This window comes from Bacillus sp. CH_70, from assembly GCF_038007045.1.
Classification (GTDB): Bacteria; Bacillota; Bacilli; order Bacillales; family Bacillaceae_G; genus Bacillus_A; species Bacillus_A cereus.
On the sequence record NZ_JBBOWL010000001.1, the window covers coordinates 1,770,332 to 1,791,721 of the forward strand.

Below are 21,390 nucleotides of genomic sequence, written 5' to 3' on the forward strand. Positions count from 1 at the left end.
TGTATTGGATATATGAGGTGTGAACGGGCATGATAATAGAAAAAATGTGCCGTTTTTTTATTAAATGGTATACAGAGCACTTGAAAAGTAGAAAGGTGAACATATATGAATCATATTGGACAAATAACGATAGAGCTTTTAGTTGGTTTTTTTGTTCTATTAATTGCTACAAAAATATTAGGGAAAACACAAATATCTCAGCTAACGCCATTTGATTTTATTTCTGCAATCGTCCTAGGTGAGCTCGTTGGAAATTCAATATATGATCCTAAAATTAAAGTATGGTCTATTTTATATTCAGTATTTGTTTGGGTAATTTTAATTTATACTATAGAAGTGATAACACAAAAAGTAAGAGGAACAAGAAGGTTTTTTGAAGGGTATCCTTCAATTATTATTCGTAACGGAAAGATTGATCGTGAACAATTAAGCGTAAATCATTTGGATATAAACCAATTACAACAAATGCTTAGGCAACAAAAAGATATATTTTCAATCCGAGAAGTTGAATATATGATATTGGAACCGAACGGAAACATAAGCGTTCTGAAAAAAAGTAAATACGAATCTCCTACTATAAATGATTTAAGTTTAAAACATAAGCCTGTATACTTACCAATTTCATTAATTAGTGATGGAAAAGTAGTTAAGGATAATTTGAGGGAAGCGGGATTTGATGAAGGATGGCTTTATAAACAAATAAAGCAAAAAGGAATTACTAAATTTGAAGACGTATTATATGCGGAATGGAAAACAGATGATGGCTTCTTTTGTCAGGAAATGCAGCGGTAGAGAATAAGTGATATATGTAATGTTTGTTTCTAAGTTATCTTTTACATATCAAAAAACGTAATCATTGTATACAATAAAACTAGATCAACAATTTGTATGGAGTGATAAAGATGGAAGCGTTTATTAGAAGTGATCAATATAATTTTATAAAATCACAAGCTTATATTTTAGCAAACGGGCATGCAACGGCAAATGATAGAGGTGTAATTCAAGCGTTAAAATCGCTTGCGATTGAAAAGATAATACATGTATTTGAGAATTTAACGGATGAACAGAAAGAGTTAATTGATACGGTATTAACAGTTCAAAATAGAGAAGATGCAGAATCATTTTTAATGAAAATAAATCCGTATGTAATTCCGTTTCAAGAAGTTACAGCACAAACATTAAAAAAATTATTTCCTAAAGCGAAAAAGTTAAAACTTCCTGATATGGAAGAAATGGATATGAAAGAAATATCTTATTTAAGCTGGATTGATAAGGGGTCAAGCAGGAAATTTATTATAGCGAAAAATGATAAAAATAAATTTGTTGGTCTGCAAGGAACGTTCCAAAGTTTAAATAAAAAAAGCATTTGTTCGTTATGTCATGGACATGAAGAAGTAGGAATGTTTTTAGTTGAAATTAAAGGCGATGTACCAGGAACTTTCGTTAAAAAGGGAAACTACATTTGCAAAGATGGTGTAGCTTGCAATCAGAATATGAAATCGCTAGATAAATTGAACGATTTTATTGAACGCTTGAAGAAATAACGAGAAAACCTCTAGTATTTAAACTGGAGGTTTTTATTTTTTGAAGAAGTAAAATAAGCTTTCTTTGTAAATGTAGATTTATAATGAAATTTGATAAAAATATCTATTATGATACAGTTGCTTATATGCAAGGAGGTAAAACATGGATTACCTTTTATCGAAAGAAAAAGTGAAGCGATGGCCCAAAGATATGATAGCGGCGGGGCGTTGTCATACAGTTGGCCTGAAATCGGATGGCACGGTAGTAGCGGTGGGCCGGAATAAAGAAGGGGAATGTAATGTAAGTGGCTGGCGAGATATTGAAGCAGTCGCAGTGGGCAATGTTCATATGGCAACGAACACGGGTAATGCTCATACAATCGGTCTTACATGTGACAGTACTGCGGTAGCAGTGGGTTGGAATAAGCATGAACAATGTGATATAAACGATTGGCATAATATTGTAGCAGTTGCGGCAGGGTGGCGTCGTACTATTGGCCTGAAATCGGATGGCACGGTAGTAGCGGTGGGCCGAAATAAAGAAGGAGAATGCAATGTAAGCAGTTGGCAAGGTATTGTGGCAGTCACAGCGGGTGACTGGCATACAGTCGGTCTTAAATTGGACGGCACATTGACGACTGTGGGGAATAATCGATATGGTCTATGCAATGTAAGTAGCTGGAGAGGTATTGTAGCGGTCAAGGCTGGGTATCTTCATACTGTTGGTCTTAAACGAGACGGTACGGTGACAGCAGTGGGGAATGATAAACATAACCAGTGTGATGTAAGTGGCTGGCGAGATATTGTAGCAATAGCGGCTGGTACGAATCATACAATCGGACTTAAATCAAACGGTACCGTGGTGGCAGTGGGTTGGAATGAGTATGGTCAATGTAACGTAAGTGATTGGAGAGATATTGTAGCGATAGCGGCTGGTTGTGCACATACAGTCGGACTAAAATCAGATGGCACGGTGATCGCGGTAGGTAATAATGAATTTGGCCAATGCGATGTAGGTAGCTGGCGCGACATTCGGTTGCCTGGCAAATAGTCAATTTACAATAAATCATTAGTAATATTATTCTATTTTAGGGGTAATTATGGAATAGGATATGTAGAAAATAATTAAACTTAAATCTGCTGAATAAGAATCTCTTTTGAAAAGGGATTCTTATTATTTTTCATAAAATGAGGGTGTAAATGGAATTTTTGAACAAATTTTATTTCAAAATTACAGTAGAAGATATAAATTAAAAAGTATAGAGGAGATAAAGGAATGCTTAAAAGGTTTTTACTTTCTTTACCGGATGTTTTACTTATATGTATCGTTCTCTACATAATGTACACAAATTCTTTTAGTTTTGGACAGATGCTAGTAATTTCCATTGCAATCGGAATTATTGGTGGTCTTGCTATTAGAATTTGTAAGGATGTATTCACGTATATAAGATGGACAATTAAACAAAGAAAAAATTGAATATGTTCAATAGTTTTTAGGAGGGAATGAAATGACTAAGAAAAAGAATAGAGTGAAAAACGAGATAGTACTTTGGTCACTAACAGCAATTGTTCTATTAATTGTATGGTACTTTTATCAAAAATAAAAACGCATCGTACTCAAAAAGCACGATGCGTTTTTATTATTTTTTTTGCCAATTTTCTTTTATAAAGTCTTCACGCCCAGATTCTTTTTGCTCAGTAGCATATTTCTCTGGATTCTTTTTATAGAAATGTTGGTGGTATTCCTCTGCTTCGTAAAAAGGTGCAGCAGGACGAATTTCAGTCACGATTGGATCTTTAAACATACCGCTTTCTGCAAGAGCTTGTTTTGATTTTTCAGCAAGCCCTTTTTGTGTTTCGTTATGATAAAAAATAGCGGTACGATAAGATGGACCACGGTCAAAAAATTGTCCGCCATCATCAGTTGGATCGATTTGTGGCCAATATAAGTCTAGTAATTTCTGATAAGGAAAAATAGAAGGATCGAATGTAATTTGAACAACTTCTAAATGTCCAGATGTTCCAGCTTTTACTTGTTCATATGTTGGGTTTTCTACATGACCTCCTGCATAGCCAGAAAGTACTTTATGAATACCAGGAAGTTCATCAAATGGTTTTACCATGCACCAAAAGCAACCGCCTGCGAAGGTTGCGAGTTCGTATGTTTTTTCGGACATTGCTGTAATCCTCCTAAATGTATATGTTTTATATAGTATTATATAAATTGTTTTATTGCGCAATAAAAAAGATTTGAAAATATATGTTTTTTACAAACAAGATCCTCCGCTCACATCAATTAATTGTCCAGTAACCCAGCGGCTGTCTGGAGAAGCAAGGAATGCAGCAGTATCGGCAATGTCTTCTACTTCACCTAAGCGATTGAAAGCGGAAATAGTAGTAGCGTACTGCTTCATCATCGGGTCGCTCAAGAGTTCTGCATTCATATCTGTTTTAATAAATCCTGGAAGTATTGCATTCACCGTTATTCCTCGTGCTCCAAGCTGTTTTGCTAGCGTAAAAGTCATTGTATTAATAGCGCCTTTCGTCATACTATATGCAACAAAATCAGGTAAAGAAATGCGGGTGGCAGCGGATGAAATATTAATAATTCGGCTATTGTCACGTAAACGTGGCAGTGCTTGTTGAATGATAAAGAATGGTGCTTTTGCATTTACTGAAAACATTCTATCAAAAAATTGTTCAGTCGTTTCTTCAATAAAAGCACCAGGACCAATGCCAGCATTATTTATTAAAATATCAAATTGTGTTTCACCAGTGTGCTTTTGTAATTCAGTATCTAAAGCTTTATAAAGGTTTTCTACACCGTGTAAGGATTCTAAATTTGCGCCGATAGAAAAAGCTTGGCCACCATTTGATTGAATTTCATGAACAGTTTCTTCAGCGTCATCTTTTCGATTACCGTAATGAACAGCAACCAATGCACCGTCATTTGCTAAACGTTTAGCGATTGCTCGTCCAATTCCTCGGCTTGCTCCTGTAACTAACGCTACTTTCCCTTTTAACATAGTTTCCTCATCTCCTCATAAACTTTATAAGTTTTTCTTTATGTAGTAATGCAAACATACTTAAGTAATATATGAGTGTATGTAAGTAATGCATTCCAATTTTGATTTGAGAAAAAATAAATAGAATGAATTTTGATTTTTTTGAAAAAACATGTTGACAAGGAAAAGAACAACGTCCTATAATACGTGTAACAAATAAAAGTTAATTAAGAATTTTCTAACTTTATATATTGTATATGCAAAGAAGAGGAAAGTAGATGATTATGATCGTTTCAGAGAGCTACTCCAAGGCTGTGAGGGTAGTAACAATCGAATCATTGAAGATCACCTCGGAGCATCGCTTGCGAAAGGGAAACTGAGTAGAGGGCGGCGGCATCGTCTCCGGTAAAAGGACGGAGGTCTGATTGGACCTACAAAGCTTATATTTCGTGAGAAGTATAAGGAAGCTGAGTGGTAACGCGAAACTCTCGCCTCAGCAATCAAAGCTACTAAATTGTAGTAGTTGATTGCTGAGGCGAGAGTTTTTATTTTTAAAAATAGAAGAAGAGAATGCGTAGAAGAGGAGAGTAAATGATAAAGATTGTTTCAGAGAGCTGCCCCAAGGCTGTGAGGGTGGTAACAATTCACTCATTGAAAATCACCTTGGAGCACTACTTTTGAAAACTAGTAAAAAGTAGCGGGGTTGTTCCCGATAGAAAAACAAAAGTCTAATTGGACTTGCAGAGCTTATATTTCGTGAGAAGTATAAGGAAGCTGAGTGGTACCACGATTCCCTCGTCTCAGCAATGGATTGCTACAAGTATGTAAGTAATCGATTGTTGAGACGAGTATATTTTTAAGGTTTATATACTGAATATTCTGTTAAAAATACTCATCTCAGCAATCGATGTAGAAATAGATTGCAAAAAATAGAGAAAAAAAGAGGAGCGATGTGAGATGGGAAACCAGTACATTTACATGAATGGGGAATTTGTAGAAAAAGAAAAGGCAGTTGTTTCAGTATATGATCACGGTTTTTTATACGGAGACGGTGTATTTGAAGGGATTCGTAGTTACGGAGGAAATGTATTTTGTTTAAAAGAACATGTGAAACGATTGTATGAATCAGCGAAATCTATTTTACTAACAATTCCAATGACGGTAGAAGAAATGGAAGAAGCAGTTTTACATACACTCCAAAAAAACGAATATACTGATGCTTACATTCGCTTAATTGTCTCAAGAGGAAAAGGTGACTTAGGGCTCGATCCGAGAAGTTGTGTGAAGCCGAGCGTAATTATCATTGCAGAACAATTAAAGTTATTCCCACAAGAATTTTATGATAATGGGCTAAGCGTTGTATCTGTTGCATCAAGACGTAATACGCCAGATGCGTTAGATCCACGTATTAAGTCAATGAATTATTTAAATAACGTACTTGTAAAAATCGAAGCAGCACAAGCAGGAGTGTTAGAGGCTCTTATGTTAAATCAACAAGGATATGTTTGTGAAGGTTCTGGTGATAATGTTTTCGTTGTGAAAGATGGAAAAGTATTAACCCCGCCATCCTATTTAGGAGCATTAGAAGGTATTACGAGAAATAGTGTTATCGAGCTATGTGAGCGACTGAGTATTCCATGTGAGGAAAGACCGTTCACTCGCCATGATGTATATGTAGCGGATGAAGTATTTTTAACAGGAACAGCAGCGGAGTTAATTCCAGTTGTAAAAGTTGATTCCAGAGAAATTGGAGATGGGAAACCAGGAAGTGTAACGAAACAATTGACCGAAGAATTTAAAAAATTAACGAGAGAAAGAGGAGTACGTGTTCCCGGGCTGACGGAAAGCTTAGCGTAAATAAGGAGAGGAGTTAATGGAAATGAAGCAGCAGTATACAGCGTATGAGAAATTACAGTATGAAGAAATGACAGGTGCTGGGCACGTGATTCAGTGTTTGAAGAAATTGGGTGTAACGACCGTTTTCGGCTATCCAGGCGGAGCGATTTTACCAGTATACGATGCGTTATACGAAAGTGGTTTGAAACATGTTTTAACTCGTCATGAACAAGCTGCCATTCATGCGGCTGAAGGATATGCGAGAGCTTCTGGAAAGGTTGGGGTAGTCTTTGCTACCTCTGGCCCAGGGGCGACAAATTTAGTTACGGGTTTAGCAGACGCTTATATGGATTCGATTCCTTTAGTTGTCATTACCGGGCAAGTTGCAACGCCTTTAATTGGTAAAGATGGATTTCAAGAAGCGGATGTTGTCGGAATTACAGTACCTGTTACGAAGCATAATTACCAGGTTCGTGATGTGAATCATGTATCACGAATTGTGCAAGAAGCTTTTTATATCGCCAAAAGCGGGCGCCCGGGACCAGTATTAATTGATATTCCAAAAGATGTTCAAAATGCAAAAGTCACCAGTTTCTTTAATGAAGAAGTTGATATTCCGGGGTACAAACCAGAACTTGTACCAGACAACATGAAACTTAGAGAGGTGGCTAAAGCAATTTCAAAATCTAAGCGTCCACTTCTTTATATTGGAGGAGGTGTCATTCATTCAGGTGGATCCGATGAACTCTTCGAATTCGCAAGGGAGAACCGTATTCCAGTCGTTTCAACTTTAATGGGACTTGGTGCATATCCACCGGATGATCCATTGTTTCTAGGGATGCTTGGTATGCATGGGACATACGCTGCTAATATGGCGGTAACAGATTGTGATTTACTACTTGCATTAGGTGTTCGCTTCGATGATCGTGTAACAGGAAAATTAGAACTTTTTTCTCCCCACTCGAAAAAAGTACATATTGATATTGATTCTTCTGAGTTTCATAAAAATGTAACTGTAGAACATCCGATTGTTGGTGATGTAAAAAAAGCGTTACACATGCTGTTACATATGTCTATTTATACACAAACAGACGAATGGCTTCAGAAAATAAAGACATGGAAAGAAGAATATCCACTTTCTTATAAGCAAAAAGAATCTGAGTTAAAACCACAGCATGTAATCAACTTAGTAAGTGAATTAACGAATGGTGAAGCGATTGTCACAACAGAAGTAGGTCAGCATCAAATGTGGGCTGCTCACTTCTATAAAGCAAGAAAACCTCGGACGTTCCTTACCTCTGGAGGATTAGGAACAATGGGGTTTGGTTTTCCAGCAGCAATTGGTGCTCAGCTAGCTAAAAAAGAAGAACTTGTCATTTGTATTGCAGGTGACGCTTCTTTTCAAATGAACATTCAAGAACTACAAACAATTGCTGAAAATAACATCCCTGTAAAAGTATTTATCATAAATAACAAATTTTTAGGGATGGTAAGGCAATGGCAAGAAATGTTTTATGAAAATCGTTTATCAGAATCAAAAATTGGATCACCAGATTTTGTGAAAGTAGCAGAAGCTTATGGAGTAAAGGGATTAAGAGCAACAAATTCAACCGAGGCAAAACAAGTGATGTTAGAAGCATTTGCTCACGAAGGTCCTGTCGTAGTTGATTTTTGTGTAGAAGAAGGTGAAAACGTATTTCCGATGGTTCCGCCAAACAAAGGGAATAACGAAATGATTATGAAGAGGTGGGAAGAATGAGTCATACTTTTTCACTCGTTATTCATAACGAGCCAAGCGTCTTATTACGTATAAGTGGGATTTTTGCTCGGCGTGGTTATTATATTTCTTCTTTACATTTAAAAGAAAGAGATACTAGTGGTGTTTCTGAAATGAAACTCACAGCAGTTTGTACTGAAAATGAAGCGACATTACTTGTTAGTCAGTTGAAAAAATTAATTGATGTTCTGCAAGTAAATAAATTATAAGGAGTGTATGGAATATGAAAACATATTATGAAAAAGATGCAAATGTAGAGTTATTACAAGGAAAAACTGTTGCAGTAGTTGGTTATGGATCACAAGGTCATGCGCAAGCACAAAATTTACGTGATTCTGGTGTAGAGGTTGTAGTTGGTGTTCGTCCTGGTAAGTCGTATGAAGTAGCGAAAGCGGATGGATTTGAAGTAATGTCTGTTTCAGAAGCGGTTCGAACCGCACAAGTTGTACAAATGTTATTGCCAGATGAACAGCAAGCTCATGTGTATAAAGCAGAGGTAGAAGAGAATCTTCGTGAAGGACAAATGTTACTTTTCTCACATGGATTTAACATTCACTTCGGACAAATTAATCCGCCAAGTTACGTAGATGTAGCGATGGTCGCGCCAAAAAGTCCAGGTCATCTCGTTCGCCGTGTATTTCAAGAAGGAAATGGTGTTCCAGCATTAGTCGCAGTGCATCAAGATGCGACGGGAACAGCGCTACATGTAGCACTGGCGTATGCAAAAGGTGTAGGGTGTACACGTGCGGGGGTAATTGAAACGACATTCCAAGAAGAAACCGAAACGGATTTATTCGGTGAGCAAGCTGTACTTTGCGGCGGGGTAACTGCACTTGTGAAGGCCGGGTTCGAAACGTTAACGGAAGGTGGATATCGTCCTGAAATTGCATACTTTGAATGTTTGCATGAATTAAAGCTAATTGTTGACTTAATGTACGAAGGTGGATTAACGACTATGCGCCATTCTATTTCAGATACGGCAGAGTTTGGAGATTATGTAACAGGATCGAGAATTGTTACAGATGAAACGAAGAAGGAAATGAAGCGTGTTCTGACAGAAATTCAGCAAGGTGAATTTGCGAAGAAATGGATTTTAGAAAATCAAGCAGGGCGTCCGACGTATAACGCAATGAAAAAAGCAGAACAAAATCATCAATTAGAAAAAGTGGGAGCAGAGCTTCGTGAAATGATGAGCTGGATTCATGCACCGAAAGAATTAGTAAAGAAATAGAGTAAGAGAGTATAAATGAAAAATATGTAAGAGGGGATTTGACAAGATGAGAAGTGACATGATTAAAAAAGGTTTTGATAAAGCACCGCACCGTAGTTTATTAAAAGCAACTGGTTTGAAAGATGAAGATTTTGATAAACCTTTCATAGCGATTTGTAATTCTTTTATTGAAATTATTCCAGGGCATAAACACTTGAACGAGTTTGGGAAACTTGTAAAAGAGGCAGTTCGCGCGGCAGGTATGGTACCATTCGAATTCAATACAATTGGAGTTGACGATGGTATTGCGATGGGACATATCGGTATGCGTTATTCTCTTCCGAGTCGTGAAATTATTGCAGATTCAGTAGAAACGGTTGTAAATGCACACTGGTTTGACGGCATGATTTGTATCCCAAACTGTGACAAAATTACACCAGGTATGATGATGGCTGCACTACGTATTAATATTCCGACTGTGTTTGTTTCAGGCGGCCCGATGGCAGCAGGAAAAACATCTAAAGGGGAAGTTGTTGATCTGAGTTCCGTTTTTGAAGGAGTAGGAGCTTATCAATCTGGGAAAATTTCAGAAGAAGAATTAAAAGATATTGAAGATCATGGCTGTCCATCTTGTGGATCTTGTTCGGGTATGTTTACCGCGAACTCTATGAATTGTTTATGTGAAGTGTTAGGTTTAGCTCTTCCTGGTAACGGGAGTATTTTAGCAATTGATCCAAGACGCGAAGAGTTAATTAAACAAGCAGCAGAGAAATTGAAAATTTTAATTGAAAGAGATATTAAGCCGCGTGATATTGTAACAGAAGAAGCAATTGACGATGCTTTTGCACTTGATATGGCGATGGGCGGATCAACGAATACAGTATTACATACGCTAGCACTCGCACAAGAGGCAGGACTAGATTATGATATGAACCGTATTGATGCAGTTTCAAGACGTGTACCTCATTTATGTAAAGTAAGTCCAGCCTCAAATTGGCATATGGAAGATATTGATCGTGCGGGCGGGATTAGTGCAATTTTGAAAGAGATGAGCCGGAAAGAAGGAGTACTTCATCTTGATCGAATAACTGCTACTGGGCAAACATTAAGAGAAAATATTGCTGAGGCAGAGATTAAAGATAAGGAAGTTATTCACTCTCTCGAAAACCCTCATAGTGAGGAAGGAGGATTGCGTATATTAAAAGGCAACCTTGCGAAAGATGGAGCAGTTATTAAAAGCGGTGCAACAGAAGTAAAGCGTTTTGAAGGACCTTGCGTTATTTTTAATTCACAAGATGAGGCACTTGCTGGCATAATGCTTGGGAAAGTGAAAAAAGGAGATGTAGTTGTCATTCGTTATGAAGGACCAAGAGGTGGCCCTGGTATGCCAGAAATGTTAGCACCAACATCAGCAATTGCTGGAATGGGATTAGGTGCTGAGGTTGCATTATTAACAGATGGACGTTTTTCTGGAGCTTCACGTGGAATTTCAGTAGGACATATTTCACCAGAAGCAGCAGCGGGCGGGATGATTGCACTTCTTGAACAAGGGGATATTGTATGTATTGATGTTGAAGAACGCTTGCTAGAAGTAAGGGTGAGTGATGAGGAATTAGAAAAGCGTAAAAAAGAATGGAAACGACCAGAACCGAAAGTGAAAACTGGCTGGCTTGGACGTTATGCACAAATGGTAACATCGGCGAATACAGGGGCTGTTCTGAAAATCCCGAATTTTGATTGAGCCAATTTAAAAGAGATAAGGATGATATATAATGGTGCAAAAGGTAAAGGAGAGAGTGAAAATTGAAGATATCTTAATGGCCCATAATTGCATGAAAGATATCGTTATTAAAACACCGTTACAACGTGATACAGTTTTATCTGAGAAATATGATTGTGACGTTTATGTAAAACGAGAAGACTTACAATTAATTCGCTCTTTCAAAATTCGTGGTGCATACAATTTGATTCAAAGTTTACCGAAAGAAAAGTTACAAAACGGTGTTGTTTGTGCAAGTGCTGGTAATCATGCGCAAGGAGTTGCTTATACGTGTAATTTATTGAAGATTCCGTCAAAAATATTTATGCCCACAACAACACCGAAACAAAAAGTATCACAAGTACAATTTTTCGGTGGTGATTTCGCAGAGATTGTATTAGTTGGTGATACATTCGATAGCTCTTTCCAAGAAGCACAGTGTTATTGTGAAGAAAATAGAATGACATTTGTTCATCCGTTTGATGATCCGTATGTAGTTGCTGGTCAAGGGACAGTGGCAGTTGAAATTATGCATGATATGGAGAAACCGGTTGATTATATCTTTACAGCAATCGGTGGTGGTGGATTAGCATCAGGAGTTGGTACATATGTAAAAGGTGTTAGTCCTACTACAAAGGTTATTGGTGTAGAGCCAATGGGAGCTGCATCTATGAAAGAGGCTTTTCTTCAAAATGAAAATGTAGCATTGGAGAAAATAGATAGCTTTGTTGATGGGGCAGCTGTTAAAAAAGTAGGAAAGTTAACATTTGAAACTTGTAAAGATGTAATTGACGATATTATTTTAGTACCAGAGGGGAAAGTTTGTACGACGATTTTAGAACTGTATAAGAAAAATGCGATTGTAGCTGAACCGGCTGGTGCACTCTCTATTGCAGCGCTTGATTTATATAGAGATGAAATAAAAGGTAAAACAGTTGTATGTACGCTAAGTGGTGGAAATAATGATATTGATAGAATGCAAGAAATGAAAGAGCGTTCGCTCATGTATGAAGGACTGAAACATTACTTTATCATTGAATTTCCGCAGCGTTCAGGTGCGCTAAGAGAATTTCTTGATAAAGGATTAGGACCAGAAGATGACATTACGCGCTTTGAGTATATTAAGAAACATAATAAAGAAAATGGTCCAGCATTAGTCGGCGTAGAATTAAAACATAAAGAAGATTATGAGCAATTAATTACTCGCTTTAAAGAAAATAATATTCAATTTATGGAACTTAATAAAAACCCTGTTTTGTTTGATTTGCTTATTTAATAGAAGGAAAGAGTTAGAATATAAATAAAAAAGATAGATACAAGCGAGGGAATATAGTGCTTGTTCTATCTTTTTTATAGTTAAACTAGGTACTCATTAAATTCAAGAAGAATAAAGCTAGCTAACCAAAAGAGTATCGCAATACGAATGATTACATGCATTGTAAATTCAAAAGGAGTAAGATTTCTCTCTCGCTTTATTTTTTTAAATAGTCTCACAGAATAAAAGGAACATAAAAGTAGAACTGCTATAGAAATTTTATAAACGTTCTCTAACAAACTTACATTTTCTAATAAGTCTTTCAGCATGTTTATCACCTATTCTGTAAAGTATATTACAGAGAAATAGATCTTGAGCTGTCTAGTTTCGTTTGTTTTTTATTTTCCCTGTATCATCAATTTCTACATCAGTTGAAATTGTTTGTAAATATTGAAGAGCTTTTTTCTTTTCTCCCTCATTTACAGGGGAAACTTGGTTGTTGCGAATGATATAAGGATTGAATGACATTTGGACATCCTTTCCTTTAAAAGTTAAAGTTAATACGCCAGTTTCAGCGCTTTTCCCATTCACATAACTCGGGAATAAAAAGTTACCTAATGAGTAAGCGATAGGAACTTTATTATAATACTCAAACCCTTGTAACCAATGTGGATGGCTTCCGACAATTGCGTTAGCTCCTGCTTCAACCATTTTAGGTACATATTGCTTTTGGTATTCTACCGGACGATTTGATTTTTCAACGCCCCAATGCATATAGACGATTAAATAGTCTGCATCTTGTTTTTGTTCTTTAATTGTTTTTGTTACAAGATTTAAATCATAGCCATTCGCAACGCCAGGTTTATTCTCACCAGCTACCCAATTAGAATCAGGCATAAATCGAACGAAGGAAAGAAATTTAAACTTTTTCCCTTTTACGGTCATTTCTCGTGCTGTATATGCATCTTTCGCATTTTTTCCGGCTCCAATGTAAGGGAACTTTAATTTTTCTACGTGAGAAATCGTATCTAATAATCCATCTTGCCCATAATCAAGTGTGTGGTTATTCCCAATATTTACGATGTCATATCCAGTGTTTTTAATAGCTTGTAGTGTAGATGGATCACTTTTAATCCAAAACAGTTGCCCAGGTGCTTTCTTTTCTTTCGTTGTAAATGCCGACTCTAAATTCACAAAAGAAATATCAGCTTTTTTTATTTCTTCTTTTACATGTTGGAATGGGTAATCAGCCCCATTCTTTTCGATTATAGGACGTAATTGCCAATCAAACATTGTATCACCAGAGAAGGTGAGTGTGATTTCTTGGTCTTCTATTTTCTTTTCGCTTTTTGAAGCGGTTTTACTAGATTTGTTTTGCAAATCGGGTTTGTCTTTTGCTTTTGAAATAAAAGAGTAATTGATTAATAAAACAATCGGTGTAATGAAAAAGGCTATTAACAAAAATCGTTTTAGTAAAGTTTTCATATATACCTTCCCTTTTAATATTATCCCGCAATTAAATTAACACTGAATCTATTAAAGGTAATTAAAGTTACAAAAAATAGCGGGTTATGTAGTGGAAAACATTTGTTAATATTCTCAATATTAAGTTAACATATAGATAACCTGTAAATCAATGTATAAACCAAAATATAGAAATAAAGAATTCGAAGGGTGAAGAATGAGAAATGGTTATATTAGGAGCAGTTGTAAATGGGATTTGTATTATATTTGGTACTTTACTTGGTAAATTATTTAGTAGGATTCCAGAAAGTATGAAAGGGACGATAATGCACGCAATCGGTTTAGCGGTTACTGTGCTTGGGCTTCAAATGGCATTAAAAAGTGAAAACTTTCTTGTTGTCATACTGAGTTTAGTGATTGGTACGGTAATTGGAGAATGGTTACAATTAGAAGAAAAGTTAAAACATTTAGGGGATTGGCTAGAAAATAAAGTTGGATCGAAAGGGAAAGGTAGCATATCAGAAGGTTTTGTAACAGCTACTTTAATTTTTGCAATTGGCGCGATGGGGATACTTGGTGCACTTGACAGTGGGATTCGCGGAAATCATGATATTTTATTTACAAAGGCGATTATCGATGGATTTATTTCTATTATATTAACGACAACTCTAGGAATTGGCGTAGTATTTTCGGCGATTCCAGTTGTTTTATATGAAGGTGGTATTGCAGTTTTTGCAACACAAATTAATAGTTTTGTCCCGAAAGAATTAATGAACCAATTTATAGTGGAGATGACGGCTACGGGCGGCATTATGATATCTGCTATTGGATTGAACTTGCTTAGTATTATTAAAATCAAGGTGGCAAATTTACTTCCAGGTATATTGGTAGTGGGTGTAATTGTTTCAATTATTTATGGTTACGGTTTAATGGATTATTAACCAACTTCATTTAGGGGAGTTGGTTTTATTATGAAAATGATGTAGAGATGTAGTGGTTTTTACTGGGAAATAGCGGGTTTTGTAGTAAATCTTGCATATAAAGCAAATTACTAAACTTTTTACAAGAAAGGGTGTAGAATGGGTATCTAAAGAAAGAAGGTGTGAAAATGGCCAGCTGGAAACGGAATTTAATGATTTGTTGGCTAGGTTGTTTTACCACTGCAGCCGGTATGAGTTTAGTAATTCCTTTCTTATCTTTTTATATTGAGGAATTAGGAGTAACTGGCACTTCAAGCATTGCACAGTGGTCGGGACTTGCATTTGGTGTAACATTTTTAATGGGTGCGATCGTATCGCCAATATGGGGAAAGCTTGGTGATATACATGGACGGAAATTGATGCTTATTCGTGCTAGCCTCGGTATGGCGATTATTATGACGCTTATGGGGTTTGTAACGGATGTGTATCAACTAGTCGCACTAAGATTTTTAATGGGAGCAGTATCTGGTTTCCTTTCAACAGCGATGACATTTATTGCAGCAGAAACTCCGAAAGAACATTCAGGTTGGGCGATTTCCACAATTTCAACTGGTGGTGTGAGCGGTTCGTTACTTGGGCCGTTACTTGGAGGTTATTTGTCTGAGTTAATTGGAATGCGTCATGTCTTTCTTGTTACAGGAGCTTTTTTATTCCTTTCCTTTCTCATCGTTTTTTTCTTCCTGCATGAAGAAAATCACTCTGCTCAAGCAAAAAAAACACAGCCGAAAAAAGTATGGACGATGGTCCCAGCGAAGCATTTAATTATTAGTTTATTTGTAACAACATTTATTATTCAACTTGCTAATATGTCAGTTCAACCCATTGTTACATTGTACGTGAAAAATTTAGTAGGTCCTCATACTGCACATATTGAAACAATTGCGGGAGCAGTTATGTCAGCGACAGGATTAGCAGTTATTTTGGCAGCACCAAGACTAGGAAGATTATCAGATCATATCGGTCCTCAAAAAACGTTAGTTGTAGCGTTATTTGCAGCAGGAATTATTTTTATCCCGCAAGCATTTGTAACCTCAGCGTGGCAACTATTAATTCTTCGATTTTTATTAGGTATCGCCCAAGCAGGATTATTGCCTTCCGTACAAACTCTACTAAAACAACATACACCAACCCATGTTACGGGACGAATATTTGGATATAATCAGTCGTTTCAGTTTTTAGGAAATATGATTGGTCCAGTGCTCGGGGGACAAATTGCAGCGCATGCAGGCTTCCAATATGTTTTCCTCTCTACATCATCACTATTATTTATTGCGTGTATTTGGGTTTATTTTCATAATAAGAACGAAGAAGTATCAGAGAAACAACGTTTGGAAGTTAGTTAACTAAGTGAATGAAAAAGAAAAAGGATGAAGCAACATGTGCTTCATCCTTTTTCTTTAAAATCGAAGACAGAGATAACTTAATGTACCAAGCTCATAACTACGGTGAATGACTTCACCGCTATTCTCGCCACTTCCCATTGCAATAAACAAAGGAACAAAATGCTCTGCTCTTGGTACGGCTAATTGTGCATGAGGAGCATTATTCTCCCAATTAAACAATGCATCTTTATCGTTATTCTGCATATGTTTAATAATCCAATCATCAAATTCAATTGCCCATTTTTCAGGTGTAGTTTGATTCCATTTCAGTGCTCGTAAATTATGAACGGTAACGCCACTACCGATTACTAAAATATCTTCTTGTCCGAGTCCTTTAAGTGCTTCTCCAATTTCAAATTGTTCTTTTGCAGAAAGGAATGGATTTACTGATATTTGCACGACAGGAATATTTGCTTCTGGATACATGCGGTGCAGGAGTGTCCATGAACCATGATCTAAACCTCTCGTCATATTATGATGGACTGGAATACCTTTGTTTCTAAATTTTGTTTCTAACATAGATGCAATGCTAGAAGAGCCTTTCGCACGATATTTGATTTCGTATAACTCAGGGGGGAAACCTCCAAAATCATAAATTGTTTCATATTCGTTATCTGATGAGGAAATCGTTAATACTTCAGTTTCCCAGTGAGCAGTGAAAATAACAATTGCTTTCGGTTTATATGTTTCTCCAAGTGTTTTTAAAAATCGTGTATAGTCTGTATCTTGAATAGCGAGCATAGGCGAACCATGTGCTAAAAATAGTGATGGCATCATAATAGTAGAAACCTCCTAAAAATTATATAATTACTTTATGTAAGTAACTATATAATTTTATTTTTAATTCGTCAAGAAATTAGTTTAAAAGCAAGTCTGAAAAATACATCATTTGTCATAATGAAAGCAATTACATATAATATAAAATAAGAAAAGTGAATGGATATTCATTTTCTTAAAGCTATACATAATAGAGTTGGGGGCTGACGAAATGAATGTACAGGAAAGTTTCGTTACGGCATTGGATGGATCGGAAATTTATTTGCGTAAGTGGTTACCAGAAGGAGATCCGAGAGGAATTATTCAAATTGCACATGGCATGACAGAGCATGCAGGGGTGTATACAGAATTTGTAGATGCTTTATTGGAAGCAGGGTATGGTGTTTATGCGCATGATCATAAAGGACATGGGAAAACAGTAAAAAAAGAAGAAGATTATGGTCATTTTGAACCAAATATAGGGTGGAATCAAGTTGTATCGGATGTTATCTTTGTTTCAGAAAGGATAAAAGAAGAGCAGTCAAGTCCTTTGTTTTTACTTGGACATAGTATGGGTTCTTTTTTATCAAGACGTGCTGTACAACTTAGAGGCGAATTATATGATGGATTTCTAATTTCAGGAACAGGTGGAAATCCAGGGCTTTTAGGAGCTATTGGTCATAAAGTAGCAACAATCGAAATGATATTGCGCGGGGCAAAAACGAAAAGTCCAATGTTAAACTTTTTATCTTTCGGAAACTTCAATTCGAACTTTAAGCCAAATCGTACAAAATTTGATTGGTTATCTTCAGATAATAATCAAGTTGATAAATATATTGCGGATCCGTTATGTGGTTTCATTTGTACGACGAGTTTTTACCGAGAATTATTTTCTGGAGTATTAGAAGTAAATAAACTAGAAGAATACAAGAAGACGCCAAAGAATCTTCCAATACATATATTCTCTGGTGATCGTGATCCTGTTGGCGATATGGGGAAAGGTGTAAAAGAAGTATATGAAAACTATAAAAAATGTGGTGTGAAAGACGTGACACTACGTTTATATGAAAATGGTAGACATGAAATGTTTCATGAAGTAAATAAGGATGAAGTATTTAAAGATTTAATTTCGTGGTTAGATGCGCATAATAAATGAGAAAGATAATCCCAAACTGTTTGTAGTTTGGGATTATTTATTATACAGAAATAGGGGCAATAAATTCTTAAATTCACTTTACTTAATAAAAAATAAATCTTATTCTATAGTCGTTCAAAAAATAAAGAAATATTGTATGAGAGGAAACCTCACTTTTCTGAAGTGAGGTTTTTTGTAGTAACGAAGTAATAGTGAATAAAACTAATTTTAAAAGTAACTTAAAATCAAACTTTTTATAAAGCAACAGATGCCTGTTCATAATAGTAGTATAATAGTGAATGAGGTGTTAATAGAATGGAAGATAGAACGTTAGGTTTATTACTAGATGTTGTTGGTGAATTATTTTCAGATGAAATTTCAATTGCTGTTTCGAATACGAAAGAATATATTTACTATCGGCCAAGTAAACGAATTGATTTAAAGATTAGTGTCGGGGATCCTATAAAGGAAGGAACGATTGCTCATAAATCGATGGTGATGAATCAAAAAACATCTGAGTTTATTAATCGGGATGTTTTTGGTATTCCTTATCATGGAATGGCTGTACCATTTTCAAACAATGGAAAGCTTGAAGGGTGCGTAACGGCAATTTATCCAGCTTTAACGGATGGAAAGTCAGTCGTTACTTTAAAAACAACAGACGGCTGGATTCCGGTTCCTTTTTCAAAGGTTATGTATTTAGAGGCTAAAGATAAAAAGACGTATGTGAATTCAGAAGAGTTATCAGGAACACATAAATACTCTCTACAAGAATTCGAATACTTGCTTCCGAAAGATTCATTTATTAGATGTCACCGTTCGTTTATTGTAAATGTTAATCATATTAAAGCGATTTATCCTGATACCCATTCTACTTTTGTACTTTCGATGGATAATGGTGAGAGGGTACCAGTTAGTCAATCATACGCTAGTTATTTCCGTAAGCTTCTAGGATTCTAAATTTTTCTGCTTTAGAACCTAGATTTGCTGTTTTGTCTGAATTTTCGGCATTGTATACTAAAATCCCTATTTTGATAGTGTTAATGTGTAAAATAATTATGAATATTCAATGAGAGAGGGATTACATATGGAGAACAATTTAGATAGAATCAGAGATCAACGTCTAAAAGATCGGGTAGTTACACCTGAAGAAGCAGCTTCCTGGATTCAAAGTGGAATGACTTTAGGCTTAAGTGGGTTTACACGTGCAGGTGATGTGAAAGCAGTCCCATTTGCGCTTGTAAACCGAGTTAAGAATGATGAATCTTTTAAAGTAAATGTTTATACTGGGGCTTCTTTAGGCTCGGATGTAGACAAATTATTTGCTGAGGCAGGAATTTTAGGGAAACGATTGCCTTTCCAAGCTGATGCGACAATGCGAAAAGGAATTAATAACGGAGACTTTTTATTTGTAGATCAGCACTTATCTCATACAGCAGAGTTACTTCGTGCTGACGTTCTAGATATAGATTTCGCTATTTTGGAAGCGGTTGCGATTACAGAGGACGGAATGATTATTCCAACCACTTCAATTGGAAATTCCTTAGCGTTTTCCTTAAATGCTAAGTCTATTATTATTGAAATGAATATGGCTCAATCCGCGCAATTAGAGGGGCTACATGATCTATATGAACCAGGTAAACAAGGAGAGAGGCTTCCAATTCCGCTTGTGAAAACGGATGACCGAATTGGAACAATCGGTATTCCAATTGATCCTGAAAAAGTAAAGGGAATTGTGTTTACGAATCAATTGGATTCGCCATCGACAATTGTTCCTCCGGATGAAGAAACTGTTATTATGGCACAGCATTTAATAGAATTCCTTCGAGAAGAAGTCAAAGTAGGCCGATTAACAAATCGTTTAGCGCCGTTACAATCAGGAATTGGTTCAGTGGCTAACGCCGTATTGCATGGAATGTTAGGTTCAGAATTTGAAGATTTAGAAGTATATTCCGAGGTTTTACAAGATGCAGTTTTTGATCTTATGGATGCTGGAAAAGTCAATTTTGCTTCTTGTTGTTCTATCACGCTTTCTGAAGAGAAAATGCAACAAGTATTTTCTAACTTTGAAAAATATCGTGACAAATTAATGATGCGTCCACAAGAGATTTCCAATCATCCTGAAATTATTCGTCGCCTTGGATTAATCTCAATTAATACTGCATTAGAATTAGATATATACGGAAATGTTAACTCTACTCACGTTTTAGGTACAAAAATGATGAATGGTATTGGTGGGTCTGGCGATTTTGCAAGAAATGCCCGCCTAGCTATCTTTGTTACTAAATCGATTGCGAAAGGTGGTAACATTTCAAGTATCGTTCCTTTCGTTTCACATGTAGATCATACTGAACATGATGTAGATGTTATCGTCACTGAACAGGGATATGCCGACTTAAGGGGACTTGCGCCAAGAGAAAGAGTGGAACTTATTATTGAGAATTGCGCACACCCAATGTATCGTGAACAGCTACGAGCTTATTACGAAGAAGCAAAAATAAGAGGTGGACAAACTCCTCATATTTTAGAAAAAGCTTTTTCTTGGCATACGAACTATGCTAAAAATGGAACAATGCTTGAAGCGGTAGTAGAAACTGTATAGGTTTGTATCGTACGAAATAGTAAAACGAATGAGTGAGCTTGAAGATTAAATTTTAGAAAAAGAGAACGCCAACTTTTAGGGATGGCGTTCTTTTTCTTTAAAAAATTTGTTGAAAATCGTACTGATTATAATAAAGAATTATAAAAGTAAGCTCTAATTTATGAAAATAAAAGGTTTTTTGAAGTGCTTTCCGAATCAATTTAGTAGTTTACATATCGAAAGTGAGGAGAAAGAATCATGAAGATAAGAGAAGCGTTATTAGGTGAAGCAAATGAATTAAGTGAACTCGCACTACAATCAAAAGCAACGTGGAATTATAGTGAAGAATTCATACTTGCTTGTAAGGAAGATTTAACAATTACAGAAGAATACATAAAAAATAATTTTGTATATGTTTTAGAAAACGATAATGCGAAGATTGGTTTTTTCTCATTTTTACGTAATGATAAAGCTCTCGATTTCTTGTACATTCATCCTGATTACAAAGGAAAAGGTTACGGGAAAATACTTTGGGAGTATGTAATAGAAAAAGCAAATGAACTAGGATTAAAAAGTTTTACAATTGATAGTGATCCGAATGCAAAAGGATATTACTTGAAAATGGGAGCACAGTTAATAGGAGAGATACCATCAACTGTCTTTAAGGGTCGTTTACTGCCTCTTTTGAAATATGATGTGTAAAACTATTAATAGTAGGGGAAGATTA

The 21,390-nt window shown here is 36.0% G+C and carries 21 protein-coding genes and 1 other annotated feature; of the genes, 16 read left to right on the top strand and 5 right to left on the bottom strand.

Annotation, left to right across the window (positions count from 1 at the left end):
• The first annotated feature begins 105 nt into the window (after nt 1–105).
• From N2V79_RS09155 to N2V79_RS09170, 4 genes are all read left to right on the top strand, one after another.
• Entirely contained in the window at nt 106–792 is a 687-nt protein-coding gene (locus N2V79_RS09155) for a DUF421 domain-containing protein (protein WP_001015543.1), read from the top strand.
• A gap of 110 nt (nt 793–902) precedes the next feature.
• Complete coding sequence (locus tag N2V79_RS09160) at nt 903–1,544, top strand: FusB/FusC family EF-G-binding protein (protein WP_000387074.1); 642 nt, start codon at nt 903–905, stop codon at nt 1,542–1,544.
• A 142-nt stretch (nt 1,545–1,686) separates the two neighbouring features.
• Entirely contained in the window at nt 1,687–2,574 is an 888-nt protein-coding gene (locus N2V79_RS09165; protein WP_340719791.1) for an RCC1 domain-containing protein, read from the top strand.
• A gap of 225 nt (nt 2,575–2,799) precedes the next feature.
• Nucleotides 2,800–3,000: a hypothetical protein gene (locus N2V79_RS09170; protein ID WP_000919314.1), complete on the top strand. Its 201-nt coding sequence runs from the start codon at nt 2,800–2,802 to the stop codon at nt 2,998–3,000.
• Between the two features lie 163 nt (nt 3,001–3,163).
• Here the strand turns inward: N2V79_RS09170 and msrA are convergent, their stop codons facing one another.
• Together msrA and N2V79_RS09180 are read right to left on the bottom strand one after the other, a co-directional pair.
• Complete coding sequence (gene msrA / locus N2V79_RS09175; RefSeq protein ID WP_001291883.1) at nt 3,164–3,700, bottom strand: peptide-methionine (S)-S-oxide reductase MsrA; 537 nt, start codon at nt 3,698–3,700, stop codon at nt 3,164–3,166.
• Nucleotides 3,701–3,790: 90 nt separating this feature from the next.
• Complete coding sequence (locus N2V79_RS09180; protein ID WP_088021945.1) at nt 3,791–4,549, bottom strand: SDR family oxidoreductase; 759 nt, start codon at nt 4,547–4,549, stop codon at nt 3,791–3,793.
• Nucleotides 4,550–5,094: 545 nt separating this feature from the next.
• Nucleotides 5,095–5,334: a binding site (T-box leader), on the top strand.
• A 151-nt stretch (nt 5,335–5,485) separates the two neighbouring features.
• Between N2V79_RS09180 and ilvE the strand changes: the two genes are divergently transcribed.
• Genes ilvE through ilvA form a run of 6 tightly spaced genes read left to right on the top strand, consistent with a single transcriptional unit; the run spans nt 5,486 to nt 12,386 of the window.
• Entirely contained in the window at nt 5,486–6,385 is a 900-nt protein-coding gene (ilvE, locus tag N2V79_RS09185) for a branched-chain-amino-acid transaminase (RefSeq protein ID WP_000528161.1), read from the top strand.
• Between the two features lie 22 nt (nt 6,386–6,407).
• Entirely contained in the window at nt 6,408–8,123 is a 1,716-nt protein-coding gene (gene ilvB / locus N2V79_RS09190) for an acetolactate synthase large subunit (RefSeq protein ID WP_142947167.1), read from the top strand.
• Entirely contained in the window at nt 8,120–8,350 is a 231-nt protein-coding gene (locus N2V79_RS09195) for an ACT domain-containing protein (protein WP_000019909.1), read from the top strand. The genes ilvB and N2V79_RS09195 overlap by 4 nt, the downstream gene beginning before the upstream one ends.
• A 14-nt stretch (nt 8,351–8,364) precedes the next feature.
• Nucleotides 8,365–9,372, top strand: a complete 1,008-nt coding sequence (gene ilvC / locus N2V79_RS09200) for a ketol-acid reductoisomerase (RefSeq protein ID WP_000861143.1) — start codon at nt 8,365–8,367, stop codon at nt 9,370–9,372.
• A 46-nt stretch (nt 9,373–9,418) separates the two neighbouring features.
• Nucleotides 9,419–11,092: a dihydroxy-acid dehydratase gene (ilvD, locus tag N2V79_RS09205; RefSeq protein WP_001255815.1), complete on the top strand. Its 1,674-nt coding sequence runs from the start codon at nt 9,419–9,421 to the stop codon at nt 11,090–11,092.
• Between the two features lie 31 nt (nt 11,093–11,123).
• The gene (gene ilvA, locus N2V79_RS09210; RefSeq protein WP_098127342.1) at nt 11,124–12,386 is read left to right on the top strand and encodes a threonine ammonia-lyase IlvA; all 1,263 of its coding nucleotides are present in this window, start codon (nt 11,124–11,126) and stop codon (nt 12,384–12,386) included.
• A gap of 80 nt (nt 12,387–12,466) precedes the next feature.
• Here ilvA and N2V79_RS09215 read toward each other — a convergent pair whose 3' ends face one another.
• A complete protein-coding gene (locus N2V79_RS09215) occupies nt 12,467–12,694 on the bottom strand; it encodes a hypothetical protein (protein WP_095691084.1) in 228 nt (75 codons plus the stop codon).
• 52 nt (nt 12,695–12,746) lie between these two features.
• The gene (locus N2V79_RS09220) at nt 12,747–13,850 is read right to left on the bottom strand and encodes a CapA family protein (protein WP_000854539.1); all 1,104 of its coding nucleotides are present in this window, start codon (nt 13,848–13,850) and stop codon (nt 12,747–12,749) included.
• Between the two features lie 203 nt (nt 13,851–14,053).
• On the opposite strand from N2V79_RS09220, the gene N2V79_RS09225 reads away from it, so the two are divergent.
• Nucleotides 14,054–14,770, top strand: coding sequence for a DUF554 domain-containing protein (locus N2V79_RS09225; RefSeq protein ID WP_000236031.1), 717 nt, complete (start codon nt 14,054–14,056; stop codon nt 14,768–14,770).
• A gap of 167 nt (nt 14,771–14,937) precedes the next feature.
• A complete protein-coding gene (locus N2V79_RS09230) occupies nt 14,938–16,152 on the top strand; it encodes a multidrug efflux MFS transporter (protein ID WP_000179302.1) in 1,215 nt (404 codons plus the stop codon).
• A 54-nt stretch (nt 16,153–16,206) separates the two neighbouring features.
• Here N2V79_RS09230 and N2V79_RS09235 read toward each other — a convergent pair whose 3' ends face one another.
• The gene (locus tag N2V79_RS09235; protein WP_016513025.1) at nt 16,207–16,968 is read right to left on the bottom strand and encodes a DODA-type extradiol aromatic ring-opening family dioxygenase; all 762 of its coding nucleotides are present in this window, start codon (nt 16,966–16,968) and stop codon (nt 16,207–16,209) included.
• A gap of 211 nt (nt 16,969–17,179) precedes the next feature.
• On the opposite strand from N2V79_RS09235, the gene N2V79_RS09240 reads away from it, so the two are divergent.
• The 4 genes from N2V79_RS09240 (at nt 17,180) to N2V79_RS09255 (ending at nt 21,365) form a co-directional block, all read left to right on the top strand.
• A complete protein-coding gene (locus N2V79_RS09240; RefSeq protein WP_340719792.1) occupies nt 17,180–18,103 on the top strand; it encodes an alpha/beta hydrolase in 924 nt (307 codons plus the stop codon).
• Between the two features lie 294 nt (nt 18,104–18,397).
• Entirely contained in the window at nt 18,398–19,042 is a 645-nt protein-coding gene (locus N2V79_RS09245) for a LytTR family DNA-binding domain-containing protein (protein WP_029441983.1), read from the top strand.
• A 127-nt stretch (nt 19,043–19,169) separates the two neighbouring features.
• Nucleotides 19,170–20,684 (top strand): acetyl-CoA hydrolase/transferase family protein, encoded by a 1,515-nt coding sequence (locus tag N2V79_RS09250; RefSeq protein WP_053564768.1) that lies wholly within the window; start codon nt 19,170–19,172, stop codon nt 20,682–20,684.
• 237 nt (nt 20,685–20,921) lie between these two features.
• A complete protein-coding gene (locus N2V79_RS09255; RefSeq protein WP_053564767.1) occupies nt 20,922–21,365 on the top strand; it encodes a GNAT family N-acetyltransferase in 444 nt (147 codons plus the stop codon).
• Nucleotides 21,366–21,390: the final 25 nt, after the last annotated feature.